The sequence below is a fragment of the Streptococcus sp. 5905 genome (genome assembly GCF_013276505.1).
In the GTDB taxonomy this organism is placed as follows: Bacteria; Bacillota; Bacilli; order Lactobacillales; family Streptococcaceae; genus Streptococcus.
Window position 1 is genome coordinate 370,282 of sequence record NZ_VMLC01000001.1, and the last position, 26,871, is coordinate 397,152.

24 protein-coding genes are annotated in these 26,871 nt (G+C 41.9%); 23 read left to right on the forward strand and 1 reads right to left on the reverse strand.

Features of this window, described 5'->3' with window-relative positions; genetic code table 11:
• The first annotated feature begins 112 nt into the window (after nucleotides 1-112).
• The 10 genes from HT680_RS01785 to HT680_RS01830 all read left to right on the forward strand — a co-directional run bounded on the left by HT680_RS01785 (nucleotide 113) and on the right by HT680_RS01830 (nucleotide 12,674).
• Complete coding sequence (locus HT680_RS01785; RefSeq protein WP_173257795.1) at nucleotides 113-1,096, forward strand: acetylxylan esterase; 984 nt, start codon at nucleotides 113-115, stop codon at nucleotides 1,094-1,096.
• A 328-nt stretch (nucleotides 1,097-1,424) separates the two neighbouring features.
• On the forward strand, nucleotides 1,425-4,793 hold the full coding sequence (locus tag HT680_RS01790; protein WP_173257797.1) for an SIALI-17 repeat-containing surface protein: 3,369 nt from the start codon (nucleotides 1,425-1,427) through the stop codon (nucleotides 4,791-4,793).
• Between the two features lie 245 nt (nucleotides 4,794-5,038).
• Nucleotides 5,039-5,737 carry an N-acetylmannosamine-6-phosphate 2-epimerase gene (locus HT680_RS01795; RefSeq protein WP_001135659.1) on the forward strand — a complete coding sequence of 233 codons (699 nt, stop codon included), beginning with the start codon at nucleotides 5,039-5,041 and terminating at the stop codon, nucleotides 5,735-5,737.
• Between the two features lie 114 nt (nucleotides 5,738-5,851).
• The gene (locus HT680_RS01800; protein WP_000672109.1) at nucleotides 5,852-7,180 is read left to right on the forward strand and encodes an ABC transporter substrate-binding protein; all 1,329 of its coding nucleotides are present in this window, start codon (nucleotides 5,852-5,854) and stop codon (nucleotides 7,178-7,180) included.
• A 218-nt stretch (nucleotides 7,181-7,398) separates the two neighbouring features.
• Nucleotides 7,399-8,265, forward strand: coding sequence for a sugar ABC transporter permease (locus tag HT680_RS01805; protein WP_001209417.1), 867 nt, complete (start codon nucleotides 7,399-7,401; stop codon nucleotides 8,263-8,265).
• Between the two features lie 15 nt (nucleotides 8,266-8,280).
• On the forward strand, nucleotides 8,281-9,120 hold the full coding sequence (locus tag HT680_RS01810; RefSeq protein WP_001183243.1) for a carbohydrate ABC transporter permease: 840 nt from the start codon (nucleotides 8,281-8,283) through the stop codon (nucleotides 9,118-9,120).
• 445 nt (nucleotides 9,121-9,565) lie between these two features.
• Nucleotides 9,566-10,018 (forward strand): YhcH/YjgK/YiaL family protein, encoded by a 453-nt coding sequence (locus tag HT680_RS01815; protein WP_173257799.1) that lies wholly within the window; start codon nucleotides 9,566-9,568, stop codon nucleotides 10,016-10,018.
• A 20-nt stretch (nucleotides 10,019-10,038) separates the two neighbouring features.
• Entirely contained in the window at nucleotides 10,039-10,683 is a 645-nt protein-coding gene (locus HT680_RS01820) for a YesL family protein (RefSeq protein ID WP_173257801.1), read from the forward strand.
• A gap of 171 nt (nucleotides 10,684-10,854) precedes the next feature.
• On the forward strand, nucleotides 10,855-11,772 hold the full coding sequence (locus tag HT680_RS01825) for a dihydrodipicolinate synthase family protein (protein WP_173257803.1): 918 nt from the start codon (nucleotides 10,855-10,857) through the stop codon (nucleotides 11,770-11,772).
• Between the two features lie 17 nt (nucleotides 11,773-11,789).
• Nucleotides 11,790-12,674, forward strand: a complete 885-nt coding sequence (locus HT680_RS01830) for an ROK family protein (protein ID WP_173257805.1) — start codon at nucleotides 11,790-11,792, stop codon at nucleotides 12,672-12,674.
• 15 nt (nucleotides 12,675-12,689) lie between these two features.
• Here HT680_RS01830 and HT680_RS01835 read toward each other — a convergent pair whose 3' ends face one another.
• Nucleotides 12,690-13,541: a MurR/RpiR family transcriptional regulator gene (locus tag HT680_RS01835; RefSeq protein ID WP_173257807.1), complete on the reverse strand. Its 852-nt coding sequence runs from the start codon at nucleotides 13,539-13,541 to the stop codon at nucleotides 12,690-12,692.
• 256 nt (nucleotides 13,542-13,797) lie between these two features.
• Between HT680_RS01835 and pbp2b the strand changes: the two genes are divergently transcribed.
• The 13 genes from pbp2b to HT680_RS01900 all read left to right on the forward strand — a co-directional run bounded on the left by pbp2b (nucleotide 13,798) and on the right by HT680_RS01900 (nucleotide 26,665).
• A complete protein-coding gene (gene pbp2b / locus HT680_RS01840; RefSeq protein ID WP_173257809.1) occupies nucleotides 13,798-15,840 on the forward strand; it encodes a penicillin-binding protein PBP2B in 2,043 nt (680 codons plus the stop codon).
• A gap of 10 nt (nucleotides 15,841-15,850) precedes the next feature.
• Nucleotides 15,851-16,447 (forward strand): recombination mediator RecR, encoded by a 597-nt coding sequence (gene recR, locus HT680_RS01845; RefSeq protein WP_000966754.1) that lies wholly within the window; start codon nucleotides 15,851-15,853, stop codon nucleotides 16,445-16,447.
• Nucleotides 16,448-16,620: 173 nt separating this feature from the next.
• Entirely contained in the window at nucleotides 16,621-17,664 is a 1,044-nt protein-coding gene (locus tag HT680_RS01850; RefSeq protein ID WP_173257810.1) for a D-alanine--D-alanine ligase, read from the forward strand.
• 84 nt (nucleotides 17,665-17,748) lie between these two features.
• Nucleotides 17,749-19,122, forward strand: coding sequence for a UDP-N-acetylmuramoyl-tripeptide--D-alanyl-D-alanine ligase (gene murF / locus HT680_RS01855; protein WP_173257812.1), 1,374 nt, complete (start codon nucleotides 17,749-17,751; stop codon nucleotides 19,120-19,122).
• On the forward strand, nucleotides 19,109-19,720 hold the full coding sequence (locus HT680_RS01860) for an NUDIX hydrolase (RefSeq protein WP_173257814.1): 612 nt from the start codon (nucleotides 19,109-19,111) through the stop codon (nucleotides 19,718-19,720). The genes murF and HT680_RS01860 overlap by 14 nt, the downstream gene beginning before the upstream one ends.
• Nucleotides 19,721-19,916: 196 nt before the next feature.
• Nucleotides 19,917-20,621 (forward strand): TIGR02206 family membrane protein, encoded by a 705-nt coding sequence (locus tag HT680_RS01865; protein ID WP_173257816.1) that lies wholly within the window; start codon nucleotides 19,917-19,919, stop codon nucleotides 20,619-20,621.
• A gap of 235 nt (nucleotides 20,622-20,856) precedes the next feature.
• Nucleotides 20,857-22,233, forward strand: a complete 1,377-nt coding sequence (gene ftsA, locus HT680_RS01870; RefSeq protein WP_000196334.1) for a cell division protein FtsA — start codon at nucleotides 20,857-20,859, stop codon at nucleotides 22,231-22,233.
• Between the two features lie 16 nt (nucleotides 22,234-22,249).
• Entirely contained in the window at nucleotides 22,250-23,506 is a 1,257-nt protein-coding gene (ftsZ, locus tag HT680_RS01875) for a cell division protein FtsZ (protein ID WP_004243484.1), read from the forward strand.
• Nucleotides 23,507-23,509: 3 nt separating this feature from the next.
• Complete coding sequence (locus HT680_RS01880) at nucleotides 23,510-24,181, forward strand: YggS family pyridoxal phosphate-dependent enzyme (protein WP_173257818.1); 672 nt, start codon at nucleotides 23,510-23,512, stop codon at nucleotides 24,179-24,181.
• Nucleotides 24,182-24,190: 9 nt separating this feature from the next.
• Nucleotides 24,191-24,724, forward strand: a complete 534-nt coding sequence (locus tag HT680_RS01885; RefSeq protein ID WP_000053360.1) for a cell division protein SepF — start codon at nucleotides 24,191-24,193, stop codon at nucleotides 24,722-24,724.
• Entirely contained in the window at nucleotides 24,724-24,984 is a 261-nt protein-coding gene (locus HT680_RS01890; RefSeq protein ID WP_000576497.1) for a YggT family protein, read from the forward strand. The genes HT680_RS01885 and HT680_RS01890 overlap by 1 nt, the downstream gene beginning before the upstream one ends.
• Complete coding sequence (locus HT680_RS01895; protein ID WP_173257820.1) at nucleotides 24,981-25,772, forward strand: RNA-binding protein; 792 nt, start codon at nucleotides 24,981-24,983, stop codon at nucleotides 25,770-25,772. Before HT680_RS01890 ends, HT680_RS01895 begins: the two co-directional genes overlap by 4 nt.
• Nucleotides 25,773-25,780: 8 nt before the next feature.
• Nucleotides 25,781-26,665 carry a DivIVA domain-containing protein gene (locus HT680_RS01900; protein WP_038805548.1) on the forward strand — a complete coding sequence of 295 codons (885 nt, stop codon included), beginning with the start codon at nucleotides 25,781-25,783 and terminating at the stop codon, nucleotides 26,663-26,665.
• The last annotated feature ends 206 nt before the right edge of the window (nucleotides 26,666-26,871 follow it).

The window sequence follows — 26,871 nt, forward strand, 5'->3', positions numbered from 1 at the left end:
AGGTTTGAGGAAAGAGAATCTAAAATCACTTTCTATTTAGCATTCTTTCTTGCATTGCTTTCCTAGATATGCTAGAGTTATGATAGCGATTACAAAATCAAAGGAGCATGCTATGAAAAATCCAGCTTTGTTAGAAGAAATCAAGACCTATCTAGGACGGGATGAGATTCCAGAAGATTTTGATGCTTTCTGGGATGAGGAATTAAAAAAAGTTTCCACTCTTCCAGCCTACCAGTTGGAGGAAAGAGATTTCCACATTCCCCGAGTCAAGTGCTTTGAGCTCACTTTTGAGGGAACTAATGAAGGCAAGGTCTATGCACGCGTCGTCCTTCCAAAGACTGAGGGAAAAGTTCCCCTAATTTTCCATTTCCATGGCTATATGGGACGTGGCTGGGATTGGGCTGACATGCTGGCCTATACTGTGGCTGGTTACGGTGTTGTTTCCATGGACGTTCGAGGCCAGTCGGGCTATTCGCAAGACGGCTTGCGTTCTCCTCTTGGAAATACTGTGAAGGGGCATATCATCCGTGGTGCTGTGGAAGGTCGTGAGCATCTCTTTTATAAGGATGTTTATCTGGATATTTACCAGTTGGTTGAAATTGTTGCCAGTCTGCCTCAGGTAGATGAGGAAAGACTTTCTAGCTATGGTGCTTCACAAGGAGGAGCTTTAGCGTTGGTTGCAGCAGCGCTCAATCCTCGCATTCAGCAAACAGTTGCCATCTATCCCTTCTTGTCAGACTTTAGACGAGTGCTTGAGATTGGCAATACCAGTGAAGCCTATGATGAACTCTTCCGATATTTCAAGTTTCACGATCCCTTCCATGAAACAGAGGAGGAAATCATGGCGACTCTTGCCTATATCGATGTGAAAAATCTTGCCCATCGTATTAAAGGTGAGGTCAAGATGATTACGGGCTTGGATGACGATGTTTGCTATCCCATTACCCAGTTTGCAATTTACAACCGTCTGACCTGTGATAAGGCTTATCGAATCATGCCTGAGTATGCCCACGAAGCCATGAATGTCTTTATTAATGACCAAGTCTACAACTGGCTCTGTGGTAGTGAGATTCCTTTCTCCTATGTAAAAAAATAAGTTTAAGAGAGCCTTGAGCTCCCTTTTTATTTTCCAAAATCGAAAAGTACTTTCAGGAAACTTGAAATATTAAAATAGTTTTAAAAGTAGAATCTATTCTATATCAATTTAGCTATAAAGTTCAAAGTTTATTGTGTAATAAGGGAAAGACATTGTGCGAAAGGAGGAAAATTTCCGATGTTTGGTCAGAGAGTAAGAGCAGTGGACGTTTGAAGAATGGGAGGTCTCATTCAGTCGGTTACTTTCTTTTTACTTGTTTAGTTGGAGGAACTAAAAATTTTAAGAAAAAAAGAAAGCGCTTTATTTTGTGGAAAATGAAAGGACAAATATGAATTACAAATCTTTAGATCGGAAACAGCGATACGGAATTCGAAAATTTGCAGTTGGAACAGCTTCTGTACTAATTGGTACAGTTGTATTTGGAGTTTCTACAGTTTTAGCCCAAGAACAGGGAAATGTAGTAGCGCCAAGTACTGAAAATGTGGAAAAAGGCAAAGACCAATCATCAGAAGAGGCGCCTAAAGAAGCTCTAGTAGCAAATGCATCTGATGCTGATAAGAATGTAGCTGGGACTGAACTTAATCAAGATAAGCTCAAGAAGCAGGTAGAAGAAAAGACAGAAAATGCAACGGAAACAACTTTAAAAGAAGAGGAAGAATCAGCCGATGAGAATGCTATTCCTCGTGATTATTATTCAAGGGATCTACAAAATGCTAATCCTGTCCTTGAAAAAGAAGATGTTGAAACCAATGCAGCAAATGGTCAGAGAGTTGATTTATCAAGTGAACTAGATAAACTAAAGCAACTAAAAAATGCTACAGTTCACATGGAGTTCAAACCAGATGCATCAGCTCCACGTTTTTACAATCTCTTCTCTGTATCCAGTGACACCAAGGAAAATGAGTACTTTACTATGTCGGTCCTTGATAATACAGCTCTTATTGAAGGGCGTGGCGCTAACGGGGAACAGTTCTATGATAAGTATACAGATGCTCCTTTGAAAGTTCGCCCAGGACAATGGAATTCCGTGACTTTTACTGTCGAACAACCGACAGCGGAGTTACCTCATGGTCGAGTTCGTCTCTATGTGAACGGTGTTTTATCTCGAACAAGTCTAAAATCTGGGAACTTCATCAAAGATATGCCAGATGTTAATCAAGCTCAACTTGGAGCAACCAAACGGGGCAAGAAAACAGTTTGGTCCTCAAATCTACAAGTTCGAAACCTAACCGTTTATGATCGTGCTTTAAGCCCAGATGAAGTTCAAACACGGAGTCAATTATTTGAAAGAGGTGAATTGGAACAGAAACTTCCTGAGGGGGCAAAAGTTACTGATAAAGAAGACGTCTTTGAAGGTGGTAGGAACAATCAACCAAATAAAGATGGTATCAAGAGTTATCGTATCCCAGCTCTTCTCAAGACTGATAAAGGAACGCTGATTGCTGGAACGGATGAAAGACGTTTGCACCATTCTGACTGGGGAGATATTGGGATGGTTGTTCGTCGTAGCTCAGATAATGGAAAAACATGGGGAGACCGAATCGTAATCTCAAATCCTCGTGACAATGAGCACGCTAAACATGCAGATTGGCCATCTCCAGTCAATATTGATATGGCCTTGGTACAAGACCCTGAAACAAAGAGAATTTTTGCAATTTATGACATGTTCCTTGAGAGTAAGGCAGTATTTTCATTGCCGGGGCAAGCTCCGAAAGCTTATGAACAAGTGGGAGATAAAGTTTATCAAGTTTTATATAAGCAAGGAGAATCAGGTCGCTATACGATTCGAGAAAACGGAGAGGTTTTCGACCCTCAAAATAGAAAGACAGATTATCGCGTCGTCGTTGACCCTAAAAAACCAGCCTACAGCGATAAGGGGGATTTGTATAAAGGGAATGAGCTAATCGGGAATATTTATTTTGAGTATAGCGAGAAGAATATTTTTAGAGTTTCCAATACCAACTACCTATGGATGTCCTACAGTGATGACGATGGGAAGACTTGGTCTGCACCAAAAGATATTACACATGGGATTCGGAAAGATTGGATGCACTTCCTAGGAACTGGACCTGGTACGGGGATTGCCTTGCGTACAGGACCTCATAAGGGAAGACTGGTGATTCCAGTTTATACAACAAACAACGTTTCCTACCTAAGTGGTTCTCAATCATCTCGTGTAATTTATTCAGATGATCATGGTGAAACATGGCAAGCAGGTGAAGCAGTTAATGATAACCGTCCAGTAGGCAACCAAACCATTCACTCTTCAACCATGAATAATCCAGGCGCCCAAAATACGGAGTCAACTGTTGTTCAGTTGAATAATGGGGATCTCAAGCTCTTTATGCGTGGGTTGACTGGTGATCTTCAGGTTGCGACCAGTCATGATGGAGGAGCAACGTGGGATAAGGAAATCAAACGTTATCCTCAAGTAAAAGACGTTTATGTTCAAATGTCCGCTATTCACACCATGCATGAAGGAAAGGAATACATTCTACTCAGCAATGCTGGTGGTCCTGGACGCAACAATGGTTTGGTTCACCTGGCTCGTGTTGAGGAGAATGGTGAGTTGACATGGCTGAAACACAATCCTATACAAAGTGGTAAGTTTGCTTACAACTCACTCCAAGATCTCGGAAATGGCGAATATGGTTTGCTTTATGAGCATGCGGATGGCAATCAAAACGATTATACTTTATCCTATAAGAAATTCAACTGGGATTTCTTGACCAAGGATTGGATTTCTCCTAAAGAAGCAAAAGTGAAATATGCGATTGAAAAATGGCCAGGCATCCTTGCTATGGAGTTTGATTCAGAAGTATTGGTCAACAAGGCACCAACCCTTCAATTGGCAAACGGTAAAACAGCACGCTTCATGACCCAGTATGACACAAAAACCCTCCTATTTACGGTGGATTCAGAGGATATGGGTCAAAAAGTTACAGGTCTGGCAGAAGGTGCTATTGAAAGTATGCATAATTTACCAGTCTCTGTAGCGGGGACTAAGCTTTCGAATGGAATGAACGGAAGTGAAGCTGCTGTTCATGAAGTGCCAGAATATACAGGTCCATTAGGGACAGCAGGCGAAGAGCCAGCTCCGACAGTAGAGAAGCCAGAATATACAGGCCCACTAGGGACAGCGGGCGAAGAGTCAGCTCCAACAGTAGAGAAACCAGAGTACACAGGCCCACTAGGGACAGCGGGCGAAGAGTCAGCTCCAACAGTAGAGAAACCAGAATATACAGGCCCACTAGGGACAGCGGGCGAAGAGTCAGCTCCAACAGTAGAGAAACCAGAGTACACAGGCCCACTAGGGACAGCGGGCGAAGAGCCAGCTCCAACAGTAGAGAAGCCAGAGTACACAGGCCCACTAGGGACAGCGGGCGAAGAGTCAGCTCCAACAGTAGAGAAACCAGAGTACACAGGCGGAGTTAATGCTGTTGAAGCCGCAGTCCATGAAGTACCAGAGTACAAAGGTGGTGTGAATGGCGCTGAGGCAGCTGTGCATGAAATCGCAGAATACAAGGAAATTGATTCGCTTGTAACTCTTGCTGCAGAAGATTATACTTACAAAGCCCCTCTTGCTCAGCAGACACTTCCTGATACAGGGAACAAGGAGAGTGGCCTCCTTGCCTCACTAGGATTAGCAGCTTTCTTCCTTAGCTTGTTTGCAATGGGGAAAAAGAGAGAAAAGTAAGAGAATAATTATAATCATTTGGCTTTGTAAAAATAGAAGGAGATAGCAGGTTTTTCAGTCTGCTATCTTTTTCTTTCGGCTCAAGGTGTGCTAATAAGAAATTCTAAGATGTCTGAAACTACTTTCAGGATAGTCTGTTCTATAAAATAGTTTTGAAACTGAAATCTATTCCACTACAAACTATTGAAAGCGCTTAACAAATGATATATAATAAGCCCATAAGAACAAGAAAGGGAGGAAAGAGGATGCCACAGATTAGCAAAGAAGCCTTGATTGAACAAATCAAAGATGGAATCATTGTCTCTTGTCAGGCACTTCCTCATGAACCGCTTTATACAGAAGCGGGAGGGGTTATCCCCTTGCTAGTCAAAGCGGCTGAGCAAGGTGGAGCAGTCGGTATCCGAGCAAACAGTGTTCGCGATATCAAGGAGATTAAGGAGGTTACGAAACTCCCGATTATCGGGATTATCAAACGTGACTATCCGCCACAGGAGCCTTTCATTACAGCTACGATGAGAGAAGTTGATGAACTGGCTGAACTAGACATTGAGGTCATTGCTCTGGATTGTACCAAACGTGAACGTTACGATGGTTTGGAAATTCAGGACTTTATCCGACAAGTCAAAGAAAAATATCCGCATCAACTCTTGATGGCTGATACCAGTACTTTTGAAGAAGGAATTGCAGCAGTTGAAGCAGGTGTTGATTTTGTTGGAACAACTCTATCAGGTTATACTTCTTATAGTCCGAAAGTAGATGGTCCAGACTTTGAACTGATCAAAAAACTCTGCGATGCCGGTGTGGATGTCATAGCTGAAGGAAAAATTCATACACCAGAACAAGCCAAACAAATTCTTGAATATGGGGTACGAGGCATTGTTGTCGGTGGAGCTATTACTAGACCAAAAGAGATCACGGAACGCTTTGTTGCCGGTCTTAAATAATACAATCTCAAAACAGAGGAGAGTGGTCGATGCGTCGGATGAAATGAAAACGTATACAAACAGAAGCTTACTCACTATCCAATATGGACATGCTTAACAATTAGGAGAATACAAATGAAATTTAGAAAACTAGCTTGTACAGTACTTGCAGGTGCTGCGATTCTTGGCCTTGCTGCTTGTGGTAACTCTGGTGGAAGTAAAGATGCTGGAAAATCAGGAAGCGATAGCGGAAAAACAGAAATTACTTGGTGGGCATTCCCAGTCTTCACACAAGAAAAAACTGGTGACGGTGTTGGGACTTATGAAAAATCAATCATCGAAGCTTTTGAAAAAGCAAATCCAGATGTAAAAGTGAAATTGGAAACTATCGACTTCAAGTCAGGTCCTGAAAAGATCACAACAGCTATCGAAGCAGGAACAGCGCCAGACGTACTCTTTGACGCACCAGGACGTATCATCCAATACGGTAAAAATGGTAAGTTGGCTGAGTTGAACGACCTCTTCACAGACGAATTCGTCAAAGATGTGAACAATGAAAACATCGTACAAGCAAGTAAGGCTGGAGACAAAGCTTACATGTATCCAATCAGTTCAGCTCCATTCTACATGGCTATGAACAAGAAAATGTTGGAAGATGCTGGAGTTGCAAATCTTGTAAAAGAAGGTTGGACAACTGATGACTTTGAAAAAGTTTTGAAAGCGCTTAAAGATAAAGGATATACACCAGGTTCATTGTTCAGTTCTGGTCAAGGGGGAGACCAAGGAACACGTGCCTTCATCGCAAACCTTTATGGCGGTTCTGTAACAGACAAAGATGTAACAAAATATACAACTGACGATCCTAAATTCGTCAAAGGTCTTGAAAAAGCTGCTAGCTGGATCAAAGACGGTTTGTTGAACAATGGTTCACAATTTGACGGTGGGGCAGATATCCAAAACTTTGCCAACGGTCAAACTTCATACACAATCCTTTGGGCACCAGCTCAAAACGGTATCCAAGCGAAACTCTTGGAAGCAAGTAAGGTAGATGTGGTAGAAGTACCATTCCCATCAGACTCTGGTAAACCATCTCTTGAATACCTTGTAAACGGATTTGCAGTATTTAACAACAAAGACGACAAGAAAGTCGCAGCAGCTAAGAAATTCGTTCAATTCATCGCAGATGACAAAGAATGGGGTCCTAAAGACGTAGTTCGTACAGGTGCCTTCCCAGTTCGTACATCATTTGGCAAACTTTATGATGACAAACGTATGGAAACAATCAGCAGCTGGACTAAATACTACTCACCATACTACAACACTATCGATGGATTTGCTGAAATGAGAACACTTTGGTTCCCAATGTTGCAATCTGTATCAAATGGTGACGAAAAACCAGCAGATGCTTTGAAAGCCTTCACTGAAAAAGCTAACGAAACAATCAAAAAAGCTACAAAACAATAAGCACTAAGTCAGATTGATTCCCCCTTTTCCCTGTGCACTATGGTGTAAGAAAAGGGGGACTTTTGTTTGAAATGGTAGGAACTGTCACGAAATTAAAATGAAGTTCTTACATAAGCGAATCTTAAAAAATTTCATTTTGGTTTTAAAACAGTTCAAGAAAATCAAAAACTATTCTATTTGAAAGAGAGGTGCCGACTGTGAAAGTCAATAAAATTCGCATGCGGGAAACAGTGATTTCCTATGCTTTCTTAGCACCAGTATTGTTCTTCTTTGTGATCTTTGTCTTGGCTCCTATGATTATGGGATTCATTACAAGTTTCTTTAACTACTCCATGACCAGCTTTGAGTTTGTTGGCTTGGATAACTACATTCGCATGTTTAAAGACCCTGTCTTTACCAAGTCTTTGATCAATACTGTTATCCTAGTTATTGGATCAGTACCGATTGTGGTTCTCTTCTCGCTCTTTGTAGCATCTCAAACCTATCATCAAAATGCCATTGCCCGTTCTTTCTATCGTTTCGTCTTCTTCCTACCGGTTGTAACAGGTAGTGTTGCCGTAACGGTTGTATGGAAATGGATCTATGACCCACTATCAGGGATTCTAAACTTTGTTCTTAAGTCAAGTCATATCATCAGCCAAAACATTTCTTGGTTGGGTGATAAAAACTGGGCTTTGCTAGCGATTATGATCATCCTTTTGACAACATCTGTTGGTCAGCCGATTATCCTTTATATCGCTGCTATGGGAAATATTGACAATTCACTTGTTGAAGCAGCGCGTGTTGACGGTGCGACTGAGTTTCAAGTGTTCTGGAAGATCAAATGGCCTAGCCTCCTTCCAACAACTCTTTACATCGCGATCATCACAACCATCAACTCATTCCAATGTTTCGCCTTGATTCAGCTCTTGACTTCTGGTGGTCCAAACTATTCAACAAGTACACTTATGTACTATCTTTACGAAAAAGCCTTCCAATTGACAGAGTACGGCTATGCCAATACTATTGGTGTCTTCTTGGCAGTGATGATTGCCATTGTCAGCTTTGCTCAATTCAAGATCCTCGGAAACGACGTAGAATACTAAGGAAAGGAGACAGTTATGCAACCTACACAAAAGAAACCCTTAACAGCTTTCACTGTTATTTCAACGATTATCTTGCTCTTGTTGACCGTACTGTTCATCTTTCCATTCTACTGGATCTTGACAGGGGCCTTCAAATCACAGCCTGATACCATTATGATTCCACCACAGTGGTTCCCTAAAATGCCAACCATGGAAAACTTCCAACAACTCATGGTGCAAAACCCTGCTATGCAGTGGATGTGGAACTCTGTATTTATCTCACTGGTAACCATGTTCCTAGTGTGTGCAACCTCTTCTCTAGCAGGTTATGTCTTGGCTAAAAAACGTTTCTATGGTCAACGCATCCTCTTTGCAGTCTTTATCGCTGCCATGGCACTTCCAAAACAAGTTGTCCTTGTACCATTGGTACGTATTGTCAACTTCATGGGAATTCACGATACTCTCTGGGCAGTTATCTTGCCTTTGATCGGATGGCCATTTGGGGTCTTCCTGATGAAACAATTCAGCGAAAATATCCCGACAGAATTGCTTGAATCAGCTAAAATCGACGGTTGTGGTGAGATTCGTACCTTCTGGAGCGTAGCCTTCCCTATCGTGAAACCAGGATTTGCAGCCCTTGCAATCTTTACCTTCATCAATACTTGGAACGACTACTTCATGCAGTTGGTTATGTTGACTTCACGTCAAAACTTGACTATCTCACTCGGGGTTGCGACCATGCAGGCCGAAATGGCAACCAACTATGGTTTGATCATGGCGGGTGCAGCTCTTGCAGCCGTACCAATCGTAACCGTCTTCCTTGTCTTCCAAAAATCCTTCACTCAAGGGATCACTATGGGAGCGGTCAAAGGTTAAGACCTTGCGAAAATCGAATTCAAACCACGTCAGCATCACCTTGCCATACTTAAGTTTTGCCAGCGGTTAGCTTCCTAGTTTGTTCTTCGATTTTCATTGAGTATAAGAGAATATATAGTTATAAGTGTCTACAAAATGGAGAGTATGCAGTTACTTCGTGAAGTTTTGTCAGACACTTATAAACTTAAGAATGAACTCTTTTCATGATACTAGTTAGAGTAGGTTCGTTTTATGGTGGCTATTTTCCGCTTTAGTGGTATCTAAGATAAGAATCTTACGCTTATCTTAGACGGAATTTTTGAGACTGACGATGAAGGAGTGAAAGGCTCAAAAATTAGGAATGAAATTCCGAAGGAATTTGCTTCCGTCCGCACTATTACAGGGAAATAGAGGAAGGATGAATTGGAACTGAAAACTAGTAACTATCAGAAACGAAGGAAACAGTATGATTTTTGACGATTTGAAAAACATCGCCTTTTACAAGGGAATCCATCCCAATCTAGACAAGGCTATCGACTATCTCTATCAGCACCGTAAGGATTCTTTCGAACTCGGTAAGTATGAGATTGACGGGGATAAGGTCTTTCTAGTTGTTCAGGAAAATGTCCTCAATCAAGCTGAAAATGATCAATTTGAGCACCATAAGAACTATGCAGACTTGCATTTGCTGGTAGAAGGACATGAATATTCGGGCTACGGTTCACGTATCAAAGACGAAGCAGTAGCATTCGACGAAGCGAGCGACATTGGCTTTGTCCATTGTCATGAAAAATACCCACTCTTGTTGGGCTATCACAATTTTGCGATTTTCTTCCCAGGAGAACCACACCAGCCAAATGGCTACGCAGGTATGGAAGAAAAAGTTCGCAAGTATCTCTTTAAAATTTTGATTGATTAAAAGAATCAGGAGGAGCAAACATGGCACAAAAAGGAGTGAGCCTTATCAAGGCAGCATTTGATACAGATAATTTTCTCATGCGTTTCAGTGAGAAGGTCTTGGATATTGTCACAGTCAATCTTCTTTTTGTCGTCTCTTGTTTGCCCATCGTGACGATTGGAGTGGCGAAAATCAGCCTCTATGAGACTATGTTCGAGATTAAGAGAAGCAGACGGGTGCCAGTTTTCAGAACTTATCTGAGAGCTTTCAAGCAAAATCTGAAACTGGGTCTTCAGTTAGGTTTGCTGGAGTTGGGCATTGTTTTGTTGAGTCTTTTAGATCTCTATCTCTTCTGGGGACAGACAGCTTTGCCTTTTCAGATTGTGAAAGCTATTTGTTTAGGGATTCTCATCTTCCTCACTCTCGTGATGCTGGCTAGTTATCCCATTGCTGCACGCTATGATTTGGCTTGGAAAGAAGTGTTGCAAAAAGGGCTTATCTTGGCAAGTTTTAACTTTCCATGGTTCTTCCTCATGTTAGCCATTCTCTTTCTCATTGTGATGGTTCTTTATCTATCCGCCTTCACTCTCCTTTTGGGTGGGTCAGCCTTTATCCTCTTTGGTTTTGGTTTGCTAGTCTTTCTCCAAGCAGGTTTGATGGAGAAAATCTTCGCCAAATACCAGTAGGATGGCTTGTTCCTGAAACTACTTTCAATCGTTACAGTTTCTAAAATACAAGTAGAAACTAAAATCTAAGTGTATACAAGATATTGAAAGCGATTTTCACAAGGTGTATACTAAACTTGTAAAAAATAGAACTGCTCTCAGCAGAAAAAAAGAAATCTTAGGAGAAAATCTATGTCAGATTTGAAAAAATACGAAGGTGTCATTCCAGCCTTCTACGCATGTTATGATGATCAAGGAGAAGTCAGTCCAGAGCGTACGCGTGCCTTGGTTCAATACTTCATTGATAAGGGAGTTCAAGGTCTTTATGTCAATGGTTCTTCTGGTGAATGTATCTACCAAAGTGTAGAGGACCGCAAGTTGATTTTGGAAGAAGTCATGGCAGTTGCCAAAGGTAAATTGACCATCATCGCTCACGTAGCTTGCAACAATACCAAAGATAGTATGGAGCTTGCTCGCCACGCGGAAAGCTTGAGTGTAGATGCCATTGCAACAATTCCACCGATTTACTTCCGCTTGCCAGAATACTCAGTTGCCAAATACTGGAACGATATCAGTTCTGCAGCTCCAAACACAGACTACGTGATTTATAACATTCCTCAATTGGCAGGGGTTGCTTTGACTCCAAGTCTATACACAGAAATGTTGAAAAATCCTCGTGTTATCGGTGTTAAGAACTCTTCTATGCCAGTTCAAGATATCCAAACCTTTGTCAGCCTTGGTGGAGAAGACCACATCGTATTCAATGGTCCAGATGAACAGTTCCTAGGTGGTCGCCTCATGGGTGCTAAAGCTGGTATCGGTGGTACTTATGGTGCGATGCCAGAACTCTTCTTGAAACTCAATGAGTTGATTGCTGACAAAGACTTGGAAACAGCGCGTGAATTGCAGTATGCGATCAATGCGATCATTGGTAAATTGACTGCTGCACATGGAAATATGTACGGTGTGATCAAAGAAGTCTTGAAAATCAATGAAGGACTGAACATTGGTTCTGTTCGTTCACCATTGACGCCAGTGACAGAAGAAGATCGTCCAGTTGTAGAAGCAGCAGCTCAATTAATTCGTGAAACCAAGGAGCGCTTCCTCTAATCCATAAGGAGGTATTTATGACACACTACGTTGCAATTGATATTGGTGGAACCAACATCAAATATGGTTTGATTGACCAAGTAGGCCAACTTGTTGAATCGCATGAAATGCCAACAGAGGCGCATAAGGGCGGTCCTCATATCTTACAAAAGACCAAAGATATCGTAGCTAGCTATTTAGAAAAAGGCCCAGTAGCAGGTGTTGCCATTTCTTCTGCAGGAATGGTGGATCCCGAAAAAGGTGAGATTTTCTATGCCGGCCCGCAAATCCCTAACTATGCAGGAACCCAGTTCAAGAAGGAAATCGAGACTAGTTTTGCGATTTCTTGCGAAATTGAAAATGATGTCAACTGTGCGGGTCTTGCTGAGGCAGTATCTGGTTCTGGAAAGGGAGCGAGTGTGACACTCTGCTTGACCATTGGAACAGGTATCGGTGGTTGCTTGATTATGGGTGGGAAGGTCTTCCATGGATTTAGCAATTCAGCCTGCGAAGTCGGTTATATGCATATGCAGGATGGAGCTTTCCAAGATCTCGCTTCTACGACAGCCTTGGTGGAGTATGTAGCAGCAGCTCACGGAGATCCAGTTGACCAGTGGAATGGCAGACGCATTTTCAAGGAAGCTACTGAAGGAAACAAGATCTGTATGGCTGGCATTGACCGCATGGTAGACTATCTAGGAAAAGGTCTGGCAAATATTTGCTATGTGGCCAATCCAGAAGTGGTCATTCTTGGTGGTGGTATCATGGGGCAAGAGGCTATCCTCAAGCCGAAGATCCGAACAGCCTTGAAGGCGGCCTTGGTGCCAAGCCTAGCTGAAAAAACACGATTAGAATTTGCCCATCACCAAAATACAGCAGGGATGCTCGGTGCATATTACCATTTCAAGACAAAACAATCCTAGTTTGGTTGAGCCAAACTAGGATTTTCTAACGCGTTTTTGTCTACGATAGCCGTTGAGTTTTTTATTTTCCCAATAGCTGTTAAAGATTTTTTCCTTGCTATCTCGATTGATTTCTAAAAAGTAGGCATAAATCAAATCTATTAAAATGAGCATAGGGAGCTGAGCGGAAATACGCTGGATGTAAGAAGATTGACTATGGCTTGCGACAAGGACTGTTTCGGTATAAGCCTGACTATTTTTGTTTGGAGCGCTGGTAAAGAGAATGGTCTTAGCCCCCATTTCCATGGCATCCAACAAGCTATCTAGGACGGATTGGGTAGTGCCAGATAGGGAAAAGCCAAGCACCAAACAATTTTCATCCATGATACTGGTCGTCCATGCAAAGCCATCCTGATCGGTCAAAGCTTCACAGACAACACCTAGACGCATAAAACGAAGTTTCATCTCACGGGCAATCAGACCAGAACTTCCCGTTCCAAAAAAGTAAACTCGTTCAGCGTCATCGATTAATTGGGCAACTCGTTCCAGTTGTTCTTCGTCAATTAAATCCTGTGTTTGTTCCCGTAGGTTGCTGTAGCTTCGTAAAACACGTTTGGTCAAAGGACTGTGTTGGTGCGAATGGGTGTCCTGTTTATTGGCCTGGTGTTGGTATTGAAAAACAAATTCTCGGTAGCCTGTAAAACCACATTTTTTTGCAAAACGGGTAAGAGCAGCTTGGGAAACATGCAGTTTTTGAGTAACCTGTTGCGATGATAGATCATCCACAATCGTATCTACCTGCAAGAAATAACGAGCGATTTCCTGTTCTAACTCTGTTAATTCTTCAAAATGAAGATCAATAATAGTTGCGATATCCTGCTTTTTCATGGAGCTCCTTTTCATGAGTCAAACTCTTAAAAGTTGACGATTGCCAGCTTATTAACATCATTATATCATAGAAGTTAGGATAACCAAATAAAAAGGCATTTTCGATTAAAAGTCAAAAAATGCTTCGACTTTTCCAAGAGTTTCTCCGTAAAATATGGTACAATGAAAAGTACCGAGCTTCACCCGTTTGCTCTATTATTTTAGCTGAAAATGAAGGTGAAAATCGGGAATTTTTCTAGAAAAGAGTCTTAGTTGTATGAGAAAATTCAATAGCCATTCGATTCCGATTCGGCTTAATTTACTGTTTGCGATAGTTATCCTGCTGTTTATGACCATTATCGGTCGATTGTTATACATGCAGGTACTGAATAAAGATTTCTATGAAGCAAAGTTGGCATCAGCCAGCCAGACTAGGGTGACAACCAGTTCAGCTCGAGGGCAGATTTATGATGCAACAGGGAAACCCTTGGTAGAAAACACACTCAAGCAAGTTGTTTCTTTCACACGAAACAATAAGATGACGGCGGCAGAGTTGAAGGAGACGGCTAAAAAACTGCTGACTTATGTAAATGTAACCTCCCCTGATCTGACAGATCGACAGATTGCAGACTATTACTTGGCGGACCAGGACGTTTACAAAAAAACAGTCGAATCCTTGCCAAGCGATAAACGTCTGGATTCAGATGGGAACCGTTTATCGGAAGCGACGCTCTACAATAATGCGGTTGAAAGCATAGACGTGAGTCAACTCAATTATACAGATGACCAGAAAAAGGAAATCTATCTCTTTAGTCAGCTCAATGCAGTTGAAAATTTTGCGACGGGCACCATTTCAACAGATGCCTTGGACGATACTCAGGTCGCTCTTGTGGCTTCTGCATCCAAGGAATTACCGGGCATTAGCATTTCAACCTCATGGGACCGAAAAGTACTAGACACTTCTCTATCTTCTATCGTCGGTAGCGTTTCAAATGAAAAGTCAGGACTTCCAGCTGAGGAAGTTGACGCTTATCTCAAGAAAGGATACTCTCTCAATGACCGAGTGGGAACTTCTTATCTTGAAAAGCAATATGAAGATGTCCTCCAAGGTAAACGCTCTGTCAAAGAAGTACATCTCGACAAACATGGAAACATGGAAAGTGTGGAAAATGTCGAGGAAGGAAGCAAAGGAAACAACATCAAATTAACGATTGACCTCGCTTTCCAAAATGGAGTGGATGACCTACTCAAGAGCTACTTTAACTCCGAGTTGGGTAATGGTGGTGCCAAATATTCGGAAGGAGTCTACGCAGTCGCTCTCAATCCTAAAACAGGTGCAGTATTAGCTATGTCTGGTATCAAGCATGATGTCCAATCAGGGAAATTGAGCTCAGACTCCCTAGGGACAGTTACCAACGTTTTTGTACCAGGGTCTGTCGTTAAGGCAGCAACCATCAGCTCTGGCTGGGAAAATGGAGTTTTGTCAGGCAATCAAACCTTGACAGACCAGCCGATTGTTTTCCAAGGTTCAGCTCCTATCAATTCATGGTACACCTTGTCCTATGGCTCCTTCCCTATTACAGCTGTTGAGGCTTTGGAATACTCATCCAATACCTACATGGTGCAAACAGCTTTGGGAATTATGGGACAGACCTATAAACCCAATATGATGGTAGCAACGAGTCAATTAGATACAGCTATGGGCAAATTGCGGTCAACCTTTGGGGAATATGGACTCGGAGCTTCAACGGGAATTGATCTTCCAGATGAATCAACAGGATTTATACCAAAAGAATTTGATTTGGCCAACTATCTAAATAATGCTTTTGGTCAGTTTGATAACTACACACCTATGCAGTTAGCCCAGTATGTTGCAACCATTGCAAACAATGGCGTACGTTTGGCTCCTCACATCGTTGAAGGCGTTTATGAAAACAATGACCAAGGTGGCTTAGGCAGTCTGGTTCAAGAAACAGCCACCAAGGAAATGAACAAGGTTAATATTTCAGAAGCAGATATGGCTATCTTGCAACAAGGTTTCTATCAAGTTTCGCATGGAACGAGCGCTCTGACAACTGGTCGTGCCTTCTCAAATGGTGCAGCCGTTTCCATCAGTGGAAAGACAGGTACAGCCGAAAGTTACGTTAATGGTGGTCAAAAAGCCAACAATACGAATGCAGTTGCCTATGCACCAACCGAAAATCCCCAAATCGCGGTTGCAGTCGTCTTTCCTCATAACACTAATCTTACAAATGGTGTCGGACCTTCGATTGCACGCGATATTATCAATCTTTATCACCAACACCATCCAATGAATTAGAAAGGAACTTATGCTGTATCCAACACCTATTGCCAAGCTGATTGATAGCTATTCAAAGTTACCAGGTATCGGGATTAAAACGGCTACCCGCCTAGCCTTCTATACCATTGGAATGTCTGATGACGATGTCAATGAATTTGCCAAAAATCTCCTGTCTGCTAAGCGGGAGTTGACCTATTGTTCCATCTGTGGTCGCTTGACTGACGATGATCCTTGCTCTATCTGTACAGATCCAACTCGTGACCAGACAACCATCTTGGTGCTAGAAGATAGTCGCGATGTGGCTGCAATGGAAAATATCCAAGAATACCACGGACTCTATCATGTCTTGCATGGCCTCATTTCTCCTATGAATGGCATCAGCCCAGACGATATCAATCTCAAGAGTCTCATGACTCGTCTCATGGATAGTGAGGTTTCAGAGGTTATCGTTGCGACCAATGCGACGGCTGATGGGGAAGCGACCTCTATGTACCTCTCTCGTCTCCTCAAGCCAGCTGGTATCAAGGTTACTCGTTTAGCACGAGGCCTAGCTGTGGGAGCAGATATCGAGTATGCGGACGAAGTTACACTCTTACGAGCCATTGAAAATCGAACAGAGTTGTAGGAGTAAACAAATTTACGAACTCAATTCATTTATACAAGAACGGGGAGACCGAGTTTGTCGTTATCGGTCTCTTTTTATATTTCTTTACTATCAGTACCATGTTCAAGTTTCAAAAAAGAAGCAAATATGATATACTAAGGTGCGAGTATTCTATTAGAAAATAGGACAGTAATATGAAACAAACAATTATTCTTTTATACGGTGGACGTAGTGCGGAACGTGAAGTCTCTGTACTATCAGCTGAGAGTGTCATGCGTGCGGTCAATTACGATCGTTTCACAGTCAAGACTTTCTTCATCAGTCAGTCAGGTGACTTTATCAAAACGCAAGAATTTAGCCAGACTCCAGGTCAAGAGGATCGTCTCATGACCAATGCGACTATTGACTGGGACAAGAAAATCGCGCCAAGTGCCATCTACGAAGAAGGTGCTGTGGTCTTTCCAGTTCTTCACGGTCCAATGGGAGAAGATGGTTCAGTTCAAGGATTCTTGGAAGTTTTGAAAATGCCTTATGTCGGTTGCAATATCTTGTCATCAAGCCTTGCCATGGACAAAATTACGACTAAGCGTGTTTTAGAATCTGTAGGGATTGCTCAAGTTCCTTATGTGGCCATCGTCGAAGGTGATGATGTGACTTCTAAAATCGCTGAAGTTGAAGAAAAATTGACTTATCCAGTCTTCACGAAACCGTCAAATATGGGTTCAAGTGTCGGTATTTCTAAGTCTGAAAACCAAGAAGAACTCCGTCAAGCCTTGGAACTCGCCTTCCAATATGACAGCCGTGTCTTGGTAGAGCAAGGAGTGAATGCCCGTGAAATCGAGGTTGGTCTCTTGGGGAACTACGATGTTAAGAGCACGCTTCCTGGTGAAGTGGTCAAGGACGTTGCTTTCTACGACTACGATGCCAAATATATCGATAACAAGATTACCATGGACATCCCAGCCAAGATTAGTGATGATGTAGTAGCTGTCATGCGTCAAAATGCTGAAACCGCCTTCCGTGCGATCGGTGGACTCGGTCTATCTCGTTGCGATTTTTTCTATACAGATAAGGGAGAGATTTTCCTAAACGAGCTCAATACCATGCCAGGTTTTACGCAGTGGTCTATGTATCCACTACTATGGGACAATATGGGAATCAGCTACCCAGAACTAATCGAGCGTTTGGTTGACCTTGCCAAGGAAAGCTTTAACAAGCGCGAAGCGCATTTGCTATAAAAATGAAAGAGAGGGTAGAAGCCGGAACCGTCACTGTAAGGTGAGTCGAGTTCTTGGACTTCAACCCTTTTTAAAGGAGTAGAAATGAAATTAACAATCCATGAAGTTGCCCAAACTGTTGGAGCTAAAAATGATGTTAGCCTTTTTGCGGATGCTCAGTTAGAAAAAGCTGAGTTTGACAGTCGTTTGATTGGGACGGGAGATTTGTTTGTGCCACTTAAAGGTGCGCGCGATGGTCATGACTTTATCGAAACCGCTTTTGAAAATGGTGCAACAGTAACCTTGTCTGAGAAAGAGGTTGCAAATCATCCCTATATTTTAGTAGACGATGTGTTGACTGCCTTTCAAACCCTTGCAGCCTACTATCTTGAAAAAATGGCAGTTGATGTCTTTGCGGTCACAGGTTCAAATGGCAAGACAACGACCAAGGATATGCTGGCGCATTTACTGTCAACAACCTACAAAACCTACAAAACACAAGGCAACTACAATAACGAGATTGGACTTCCCTACACAGTTCTCCATATGCCTGAGGGGACAGAAAAGTTGGTCTTGGAGATGGGGCAGGATCACTTGGGGGATATCCATTTCTTGTCTGAATTGGCTCATCCAAAGACAGCCATCGTGACCTTGGTTGGAGAAGCCCATTTGGCCTTTTTCAAAGACCGTTCGGAGATTGCTAAGGGAAAAATGCAAATTGCAGATGGCATGGTTTCGGGTTCCTTGCTCTTGGCACCAGCCGACCCGATTGTAGAGGACTACTTGCCAACTGATAAAAAGGTAGTCCGTTTTGGGCAAGGAGCAGAGTTAGAAATCAGAGACTTGGTTGAGCGCAAGGACAGTCTGACCTTTAAAGCTAATTTCTTGGAAAAAGCTCTTGACTTGCCGGTAACTGGTAAGTACAATGCCACCAATGCTATGATTGCTGCTTATGTGGCTCTCCAAGAAGGAGTTTCAGAGGAGCAGATTCGTCAGGCTTTCCAAAATCTTGAATTGACTCGTAACCGTACTGAGTGGAAGAAAGCAGCCAATGGTGCAGACATCCTGTCAGATGTTTACAATGCTAATCCAACTGCTATGAAGTTGATTTTGGAGACATTCTCTGCCATCCCAGCCAACAAAGGAGGTAAGAAAATTGCGGTCTTGGCAGACATGAAGGAACTTGGTGACCAATCTGTTCAGCTCCATAACCAGATGATTTTGAGCCTTTCCCCAGATGTGCTTGATACGGTTATTTTCTACGGGGAAGATATTGCTGAATTGGCCCAACTTGCCAGTCAAATGTTCCCAATCGGTCATGTATTCTACTTTAAGAAAACTGCGAGCGAAGATCAATTTGAAGACCTTGTCAAGCAAGTCAAGGAAAGCCTCGGTGCCAATGACCAAATCTTGCTTAAAGGCTCTAACTCCATGAATCTAGCCAAGTTGGTAGAAAGTTTAGAAAATGAATGCAAGTGATTTTACCAAGTATCTGCAAAGAATGCTAGCCATTACGGATACTGGATTAACCTTCACAAAAGATCCTTTTGACTGTGAGCGCTACGAGGATTTGCGTGAGATCTTATCTGATATTTTGAGAGAAACTACAGAACTAAAGCAAGAGGAAGTAACAGAGCTCCTGAGACCAACTGGTGCTTACGCAACTCCTCTGATGGACGTCCGTGCTTGGATTGTTGAGGATGAAAAAGTCTGTTTAGTTAGAGGAAAAGGGGAGGATAGTTGGGCTTTGCCAGGTGGATTTGGTGAAGTCGGTTATTCTCCAACCGAAAATATTCTTAAGGAAATTGAAGAAGAAACTGGTTTTACGGCAAAAACAGAAAGGTTACTTGCAGTTTTTGATACCAATCGTTTCCAACTTCAGAGTAAACAATATGCAAAGTTTGTCTTTGAATGCCAACTTCTTGACGGACAATTTCAAGAGAATCAAGAAATTGCTGACCTTCAATTTTTTGCCATTGATCAACTGCCAGCCTTGTCTGAAAAACGCATCACCAAGGAGCAGATGGAGATTCTTTGGCAGGTTTATAAAGGACAAAGAGACCAATATATTGATTAGGTTATGCTAGAGAAGTCTGCAAATCAAAAAAGGGTGTTTGTAAGATGCATTTCTGCGATACAAATGATATAATAGGTTGCGAATTTAAGACGCAAGTGTTCTATGCATGGCATGGAATTAAGCTTTTTCAAAAAAAATTTAAAAGCTAGAATAGTGAGCTTTCTACTACTCTGGCTAGATGAACGAGGAATAGAATATGAATTTGTGGGAACAATTATTTACCACACAGATATCAGAACCGCCCCAGTTTGAACTCCGCTGGTATATTGGTTTGTTATGTTTACTGGCTCTTACTTTCTATCTTTCTTATCGTTACCGTGACAAGGTGGCTTACCAGCGCTTTATTCAGATCCTTCAGTCTCTTCAACTGATTGTTCTGTATAGCTGGTATTGGGGGAATCAAATGCCCTTATCAGAAAGTTTGCCCTTCTATCATTGCCGTATCGCCATGTTTGTTATGCTCTTGATTCCAGGGACTTCCAAGTACAAACAATACTTTGCACTTTTAGGAACCTTTGGAGCAACTGCAGCTCTGGCTTACCCACTCTTTGACCCTTATCCGTTTCCGCATGTGACCATCCTGTCCTTTATCATCGGGCACGTGGCACTTTTGGGGAATGCGCTCCTATACTTGTTTAAGAATTATGAAGCTTCCCTGCTCAATTTGAAAAATGTGACAGTGATTACATTTTCTCTAAATGCCTTGATAGGAGTTGTCAATTTGGTTGTAGGTGGAGATTATGGGTTTTTAAATAAACCACCACTAGTGGGGAATCACGGACTATTGGCGAATTACCTCATCGTGTCCAGTGTGTTGGTAGCAGCTATCAGCTTGACTGCAAAAGTACTAGAGGTCTTTTTGCAACAAAGAGCAGAAAAAATGATTCAAGAGAAAGCTTAAAAAGGCCTTCTCTTTTTTGATTAAATATGCAAAATATAGCTGTAAGGATATAAAAATAATGATTGCTCCTGAGAAAAATTGTTTAAAAGACTTTTACAAAAAACCTAGAGGAAATTTATGAAAAACTAAGCACGATTGGATTTTTTGTGTTATAATATTTTGTGAATAGCTGTGTCTCGTCACAGTTATTGAAAATAGAAGTGAGAAACTTGGAAGACAGAGAGGACGCAATGTAATGACTAGAGATGGTTTTTTTACAGGCTTAGATATCGGAACTAGCTCCATCAAAGTGCTGGTTGCCGAACATAGAGATGGTGAAGTAAATGTAATTGGCGTTAGCAATGCCAAGAGTAAAGGTGTCAAAGACGGGATTATCGTTGATATTGAGGCTGCTGCTTCAGCAATTAAATCCGCAATTTCCCAGGCAGAAGAGAAGGCAGGAATTTCAATCAAGTCAGTCAATGTTGGTTTACCAGCAAATCTCTTGCAGGTTGAACCAACTCAAGGAATGATTCCTGTAACATCAGATACAAAAGAAATTACAGATCAAGACGTAGAGAATGTTGTCAAATCAGCTTTGACAAAGAGCATGACGCCTGATCGTGAAGTGATTACTTTCATTCCAGAAGAATTTATCGTAGATGGTTTCCAAGGTATTCGTGACCCTCGTGGCATGATGGGGGTGCGTTTGGAAATGCGTGGCTTACTTTACACAGGACCTCGTACCATTCTTCATAACCTTCGTAAAACCGTGGAGCGTGTGGGAATTCATGTTGACAACGTCATCATCTCACCATTAGCGATTGTAAATTCAGTTCTCAACGAGGGAGAACGTGAGTTTGGTGCGACAGTGATTGATATGGGTGGTGGACAAACTACAGTTGCAACCATTCGCAATCAAGAATTGCAATTTACAAATATCTACCAAGAAGGTGGAGAATATGTCACTAAAGACATTTCCAAAGTCTTAAAAACTTCCCAAAAAATCGCAGAAAGTTTGAAACTCAACTATGGTGAAGCTTATGTTCCACTAGCAAGTAACGAGACTTTCCAAGTTGAAGTCATTGGTGAAGTAGAGCCCGTTGAAGTGACAGAAAGTTACTTGGCAGAAATTATCTCAGCACGTATCAAACATATTTTTGATCAAATTAAACAGGAGTTAGACAGAAGACACTTGTTGGATCTACCAGGTGGTATCGTTCTGATCGGCGGGAATGCGATTTTACCAGGAGTCGTCGAATTGGCGCAAGAAGTGTTTGGTGTTCGAGTGAAACTCTATGTGCCAAATCAAGTGGGAATTCGCAACCCTGCTTTTGCACATGTAATCAGCTTGTCTGAGTTTGCAGGTAAATTGACAGAAGTGAATCTTCTGGCTCAAAAAGCAGTCAGAGGAGATGAATTCCTTCGCCAAAAACCAATTAATTTTGGTGTTTCAAATCAGAGTGTGACACCAATTATACAATCAACTCCAGTGCAACCAGCTACTGCAGCAACTGAAATCACACCTGACAGTGGCCTTGCTCCAAGAGACGAATTCCAAGCAAGTTCTCAAGATAAACCGAAATTAACAGACCGTTTCCGTAGCTTGATCGGAAGCATGTTTGATGAATAAAAGAGGAAAAGAAATTATGACATTTTCATTTGATACAGCAGCTGCTCAAGGTGCAGTTATTAAAGTAATTGGTGTCGGTGGAGGCGGTGGTAATGCTATTAACCGCATGATCGACGAAGGTGTTTCAGGCGTAGAATTCATTGCGGCGAACACGGATGTACAAGCCTTAAGCAGTACAAAAGCTGAAACAGTTATCCAACTCGGACCAAAGTTGACTCGTGGTTTGGGTGCTGGAGGTCGACCTGAGGTTGGTCGTAAGGCTGCTGAAGAAAGCGAAGAAGCATTGACAGCAGCAATTAGCGGGGCAGACATGGTCTTTATCACTGCTGGTATGGGTGGTGGATCTGGTACAGGAGCTGCCCCAGTGATAGCGCGTATTGCTAAAGATCTTGGTGCCCTTACAGTTGGTGTTGTGACACGTCCTTTCGGATTTGAAGGAAGCAAACGTGGTCAGTACGCTGTAGAAGGAATCAACGAACTTCGCGAACATGTTGATACTTTGTTGATTATTTCAAACAACAATTTGCTTGAAATTGTTGACAAGAAGACACCGCTTCTTGAAGCTCTTAGCGAAGCAGATAACGTCCTTCGCCAAGGTGTTCAAGGGATTACAGACTTGATTACCAACCCAGGTTTGATCAACCTTGACTTTGCCGATGTGAAAACTGTCATGGCAAACAAAGGGAATGCCCTTATGGGTATCGGTATTGGCAGTGGAGAAGAGCGTGTCGTTGAAGCAGCTCGTAAAGCGATTTACTCACCACTTCTTGAAACAACCATTGACGGTGCTGAAGATGTCATTGTCAACGTTACTGGTGGTCTTGATTTGACCTTGATTGAAGCAGAAGAAGCTTCTGAAATCGTCAATCAAGCAGCAGGCCAAGGTGTAAACATCTGGCTTGGAACATCAATTGACGAAAGCATGAAGGATGAAATCCGTGTTACTGTTGTAGCGACTGGTGTTCGTCAAGAACGTGTAGAAAAAGTTGTTGGTTCCCCAGTAAAACAAGCGGCTCGTCGTGAAGCCTCAAGACAACCGCACCCTCAAAATTTTGATCGTCATTTTGACCTAGAAGATACAGCAGAATTACCAAAACAAAGCCAACGACGCTTTGAAACAAGTCAATCTTCTGCTTTTGGTGATTGGGACTTGCGCCGTGAATCAATCGTTCGTCAAACTGATTCAGTCGTATCACCTGTAGAACGTTTCGAAGCACCGACTTATCAGGACGAAGATGAGTTGGACACACCTCCATTCTTCAAGAATCGTTAATCAATGGATTTGAAAAAAAATACAGAGTTCGTTTTTCAGCAGGTCGCTGAAGCTAGCCGAGAAGCCAATCGTGATCCAGCTTCTGTTTCAATTATTGCAGTGACGAAATATGTGGACGTAAAAACAACGGAAGCCCTGCTTCCCCTGGGTGTTCATCATATTGGTGAAAATCGTGTTGATAAATTTTTAGAAAAATATCAGACGTTAAAAGAATTCCCTGTCACTTGGCATTTGATTGGAACGCTACAAAGACGGAAGGTCAAAGAAGTAATCCCTTTTGTGGATTACTTTCATGCTTTAGATTCCTTAAAATTGGCGCAGGAGATTCAAAAGAGGACAGATCATGTTATCAAGTGTTTCCTACAGGTCAATATTTCAGGAGAGGAAAGCAAGCACGGTTTTTCAAAAGAAGAATTACTAGAACTTTTGCCGGACTTGGCTCAGCTAGATCAGATTGAGTATGTTGGTTTGATGACCATGGCTCCTTTTGAGGCAGATTCTGATGAATTGAAACAAATTTTCAAGAAAACTCAGGAACTGCAAGCAGAAATTAGAGAAAAACAAATTCCTAATATGCCGATGACAGAGTTGAGCATGGGGATGAGTCGTGACTATAAGGAAGCGATCCAATTTGGTTCGACCTTTGTTCGAATTGGCACAGCATTTTTTAAATAGGAGAGGTCTATGTCTTTAAAAGATAGATTTGATAAATTTATAGATTATTTTACAGAAGATGGGGAAGAAACAACTGCGACTTATCAACCTCAGGATGAGCAGATGATTGCTTCATCGAGTTCAGCTTCTAAAGAACTGCCAGCGCAGTTTCAATCAACCACTTCAAAAGATGCCAACATCACTCGCTTACATGCTCGCCAACAAGAATTGGCTATGCAAAGCCATCGTACAGATGAAAAAGTGACGATTGATGTTCGTTATCCTAGAAAATATGAGGATGCAACAGAGATTGTGGATTTATTGGCTGGAAATGAAAGTATCTTGATTGACTTCCAGTACATGACAGAGGTTCAGGCTCGTCGTTGTCTAGACTATCTGGACGGTGCCCGTCATGTTTTGGCAGGTAATCTGAAAAAAGTTGCGAGTACAATGTATTTGTTGACACCAGTCAATGTGGTTGTGAATATTGAAGATATCAAGTTGCCTGATGATTCTCAAAGTGCAGAATTTGGTTTTGATATTAAACGAAGTAGAGCGAAATAATGATTTTTCTAATTCGTCTGATCCAAAATGCAGTGAATATCTATTCCCTGCTTTTGTTAATCTATGCACTCCTCTCTTGGTTTCCAAATTCTTACGGTAGTTCACTAGAACGTTTACTGGAAAAGCTTATTAGACCGATTGTTGATCCACTTCGCCGTTTACCTTTACAATTTGGAGGTTTGGATTTATCCATTTGGCTGGCAATCTTAATCGTCCGTTTTTTGGGTGACAGCTTGATTCGTTTCTTGTTGATACTATGATGACAAATAAAGCGATTTACCAGCACTTTTCCCTTGATGATGCTCCCTTTATTGATAAGGGATTAGAGTGGATCAAGCGGGTGGAAGATACTTATACTCCGGTCCTCACTGCTTTTGTCAACCCGCATCAGGAACAGATACTGAGGATTTTGGCTGGGACCTATGGACTGGGCTGTGTGAGTAGCGGAGAATACATCCATACAGAATTTGTCCGTGTCCTTCTGTATCCAGACTATTTCAGTCCGACACTGTCAGATTTTGAAATGGCATTGTTAGAGATCCGTTATCCAAGTAGGTTTGAACAGCTAACACATGCAAAGATTTTGGGGACAATCATCAATCAACTAGGAATTGATCGTAAGCTCTTTGGTGATATCTTGGTAGATGAAAAGAGAGCACAGATTTTTGTCAATCGTGATTTTATCCTTCTGTTTCAGGACGGGATACAAAAGATTGCCAGACTACCTGTGTCGCTGGAGGAATGTCCTTTCACCGATAAAATCATATCTGAGATCAATTATCAAGAACAAGAGATTTTGATTTCCAGTTTTCGTTTGGATGCCCTCTTATCAAGTGCCTTGAAATTATCCAGAAAGCAGGCTGGTCAACTGATAGAGAAAAAATCTGTTCAGGTAAACTACCACCCCATTGAAAAATTAGATTATCTAGTAGCTGTAGGGGATTTGATTAGTGTGAGAAAGTTTGGTCGTCTGAAGATTGTCAAAGAAAATGGGCAAACTAAAAGGGATAAGATAAAACTGACTATCCAATTATTATTAAGTAAGTGAGGAAAAGTATGCCAATTACATCATTAGAAATTAAAGATAAAACCTTTTCTACGAAATTCAGAGGGTTTGATCCAGAAGAAGTAGATGAATTTCTTGATATTGTTGTTCGTGATTACGAGGACTTAGTTCGCAATAATCACGAAATGGAAAGACACATTAGAAGTTTAGAAGAGCGCTTATCTTACTTTGATGAGATGAAGGATTCGTTGAGCCAGTCTGTTTTGATTGCTCAAGATACGGCTGAACGTGTAAAGCAAGCTGCTCAAGAGCGCTCAAACAATATTATTCAACAGGCTGAGCAAGATGCCCAGCGCCTCCTTGAAGAGGCAAAATACAAGGCTAATGAAATCCTACGTCAGGCAACAGATAATGCTAAGAAAGTAGCTGTTGAGACAGAGGAATTGAAAAACAAAAGCCGTGTATTTCATCAACGTCTCAAATCTACGATTGAGAGCCAGTTGGCAATTGTCGAATCTTCAGATTGGGAAGATATTCTTCGTCCGACTGCGACTTATCTCCAAACAAGTGATGAAGCCTTCAAGGAAGTCGTAGGTGAGGTCTTGGGAGAAGCTGTTCCTTCGCAACCAGAAGAAGAGCCGATTGATGTGACTCGCCAATTTTCACCTGAAGAAATGGCTGAGTTACAAGCCCGCATCGAAGCAGGTAACAAAGAATTAGCTGAGTTTGAAGCTCAGCAGGCTAACAGTCAAGCGGAAAGTCATGTGTTAGACATCAATACGGTTGTAGAAGAGATACAGTCTCATTCAGTTGAACCACAACATGAGGATTCAGAAATGATGACAGAGTATTTCTCAGTATCGCCATCAGCAACTGGAACTGCTTCTTCAACTACTAGACATGAAGCACAACAAGAATCCGTTACAATATTATAAGAAATAAATGTGAGAACAAGATCTGACTAACTATATTTTCAGCGAGTAGGAGACGGTGTGAGTCCTGCAATCCCTAGTGGTGAGATTATCCTCTCAAGTAATCCAGTCTGAAAGTAGTAAGATTGAACGTTCCCCACGTTACGGGAAAAGAGGAAAAGAGACTTTGTCTTTTTTCGAACAAAGGTGGTACCACGATTTTCGTCCTT

Excerpts from the sequence above, each read along its gene's own strand:
- HT680_RS01800 (WP_000672109.1), top strand. The coding sequence starts at position 5,852 with ATGAAATTTAGAAAACTAGCTTGTACAGTACTTGCAGGTGCTGCGATT.
- HT680_RS01790 (WP_173257797.1), top strand. The coding sequence starts at position 1,425 with ATGAATTACAAATCTTTAGATCGGAAACAGCGATACGGAATTCGAAAA.
- recR (WP_000966754.1), top strand. The coding sequence starts at position 15,851 with ATGCTGTATCCAACACCTATTGCCAAGCTGATTGATAGCTATTCAAAG.
- HT680_RS01815 (WP_173257799.1), top strand. The coding sequence starts at position 9,566 with ATGATTTTTGACGATTTGAAAAACATCGCCTTTTACAAGGGAATCCAT.
- HT680_RS01820 (WP_173257801.1), top strand. The coding sequence starts at position 10,039 with ATGGCACAAAAAGGAGTGAGCCTTATCAAGGCAGCATTTGATACAGAT.
- HT680_RS01900 (WP_038805548.1), top strand. The coding sequence starts at position 25,781 with ATGCCAATTACATCATTAGAAATTAAAGATAAAACCTTTTCTACGAAA.
- HT680_RS01895 (WP_173257820.1), top strand. The coding sequence starts at position 24,981 with ATGATGACAAATAAAGCGATTTACCAGCACTTTTCCCTTGATGATGCT.
- HT680_RS01865 (WP_173257816.1), top strand. The coding sequence starts at position 19,917 with ATGAATTTGTGGGAACAATTATTTACCACACAGATATCAGAACCGCCC.
- ftsA (WP_000196334.1), top strand. The coding sequence starts at position 20,857 with ATGACTAGAGATGGTTTTTTTACAGGCTTAGATATCGGAACTAGCTCC.
- HT680_RS01830 (WP_173257805.1), top strand. The coding sequence starts at position 11,790 with ATGACACACTACGTTGCAATTGATATTGGTGGAACCAACATCAAATAT.
- HT680_RS01795 (WP_001135659.1), top strand. The coding sequence starts at position 5,039 with ATGCCACAGATTAGCAAAGAAGCCTTGATTGAACAAATCAAAGATGGA.
- murF (WP_173257812.1), top strand. The coding sequence starts at position 17,749 with ATGAAATTAACAATCCATGAAGTTGCCCAAACTGTTGGAGCTAAAAAT.
- HT680_RS01835 (WP_173257807.1), bottom strand. The coding sequence starts at position 13,541 with ATGAAAAAGCAGGATATCGCAACTATTATTGATCTTCATTTTGAAGAA.
- HT680_RS01890 (WP_000576497.1), top strand. The coding sequence starts at position 24,724 with ATGATTTTTCTAATTCGTCTGATCCAAAATGCAGTGAATATCTATTCC.
- HT680_RS01885 (WP_000053360.1), top strand. The coding sequence starts at position 24,191 with ATGTCTTTAAAAGATAGATTTGATAAATTTATAGATTATTTTACAGAA.
- pbp2b (WP_173257809.1), top strand. The coding sequence starts at position 13,798 with ATGAGAAAATTCAATAGCCATTCGATTCCGATTCGGCTTAATTTACTG.
- HT680_RS01860 (WP_173257814.1), top strand. The coding sequence starts at position 19,109 with ATGAATGCAAGTGATTTTACCAAGTATCTGCAAAGAATGCTAGCCATT.
- HT680_RS01785 (WP_173257795.1), top strand. The coding sequence starts at position 113 with ATGAAAAATCCAGCTTTGTTAGAAGAAATCAAGACCTATCTAGGACGG.
- ftsZ (WP_004243484.1), top strand. The coding sequence starts at position 22,250 with ATGACATTTTCATTTGATACAGCAGCTGCTCAAGGTGCAGTTATTAAA.
- HT680_RS01880 (WP_173257818.1), top strand. The coding sequence starts at position 23,510 with ATGGATTTGAAAAAAAATACAGAGTTCGTTTTTCAGCAGGTCGCTGAA.
- HT680_RS01825 (WP_173257803.1), top strand. The coding sequence starts at position 10,855 with ATGTCAGATTTGAAAAAATACGAAGGTGTCATTCCAGCCTTCTACGCA.
- HT680_RS01805 (WP_001209417.1), top strand. The coding sequence starts at position 7,399 with ATGCGGGAAACAGTGATTTCCTATGCTTTCTTAGCACCAGTATTGTTC.
- HT680_RS01850 (WP_173257810.1), top strand. The coding sequence starts at position 16,621 with ATGAAACAAACAATTATTCTTTTATACGGTGGACGTAGTGCGGAACGT.
- HT680_RS01810 (WP_001183243.1), top strand. The coding sequence starts at position 8,281 with ATGCAACCTACACAAAAGAAACCCTTAACAGCTTTCACTGTTATTTCA.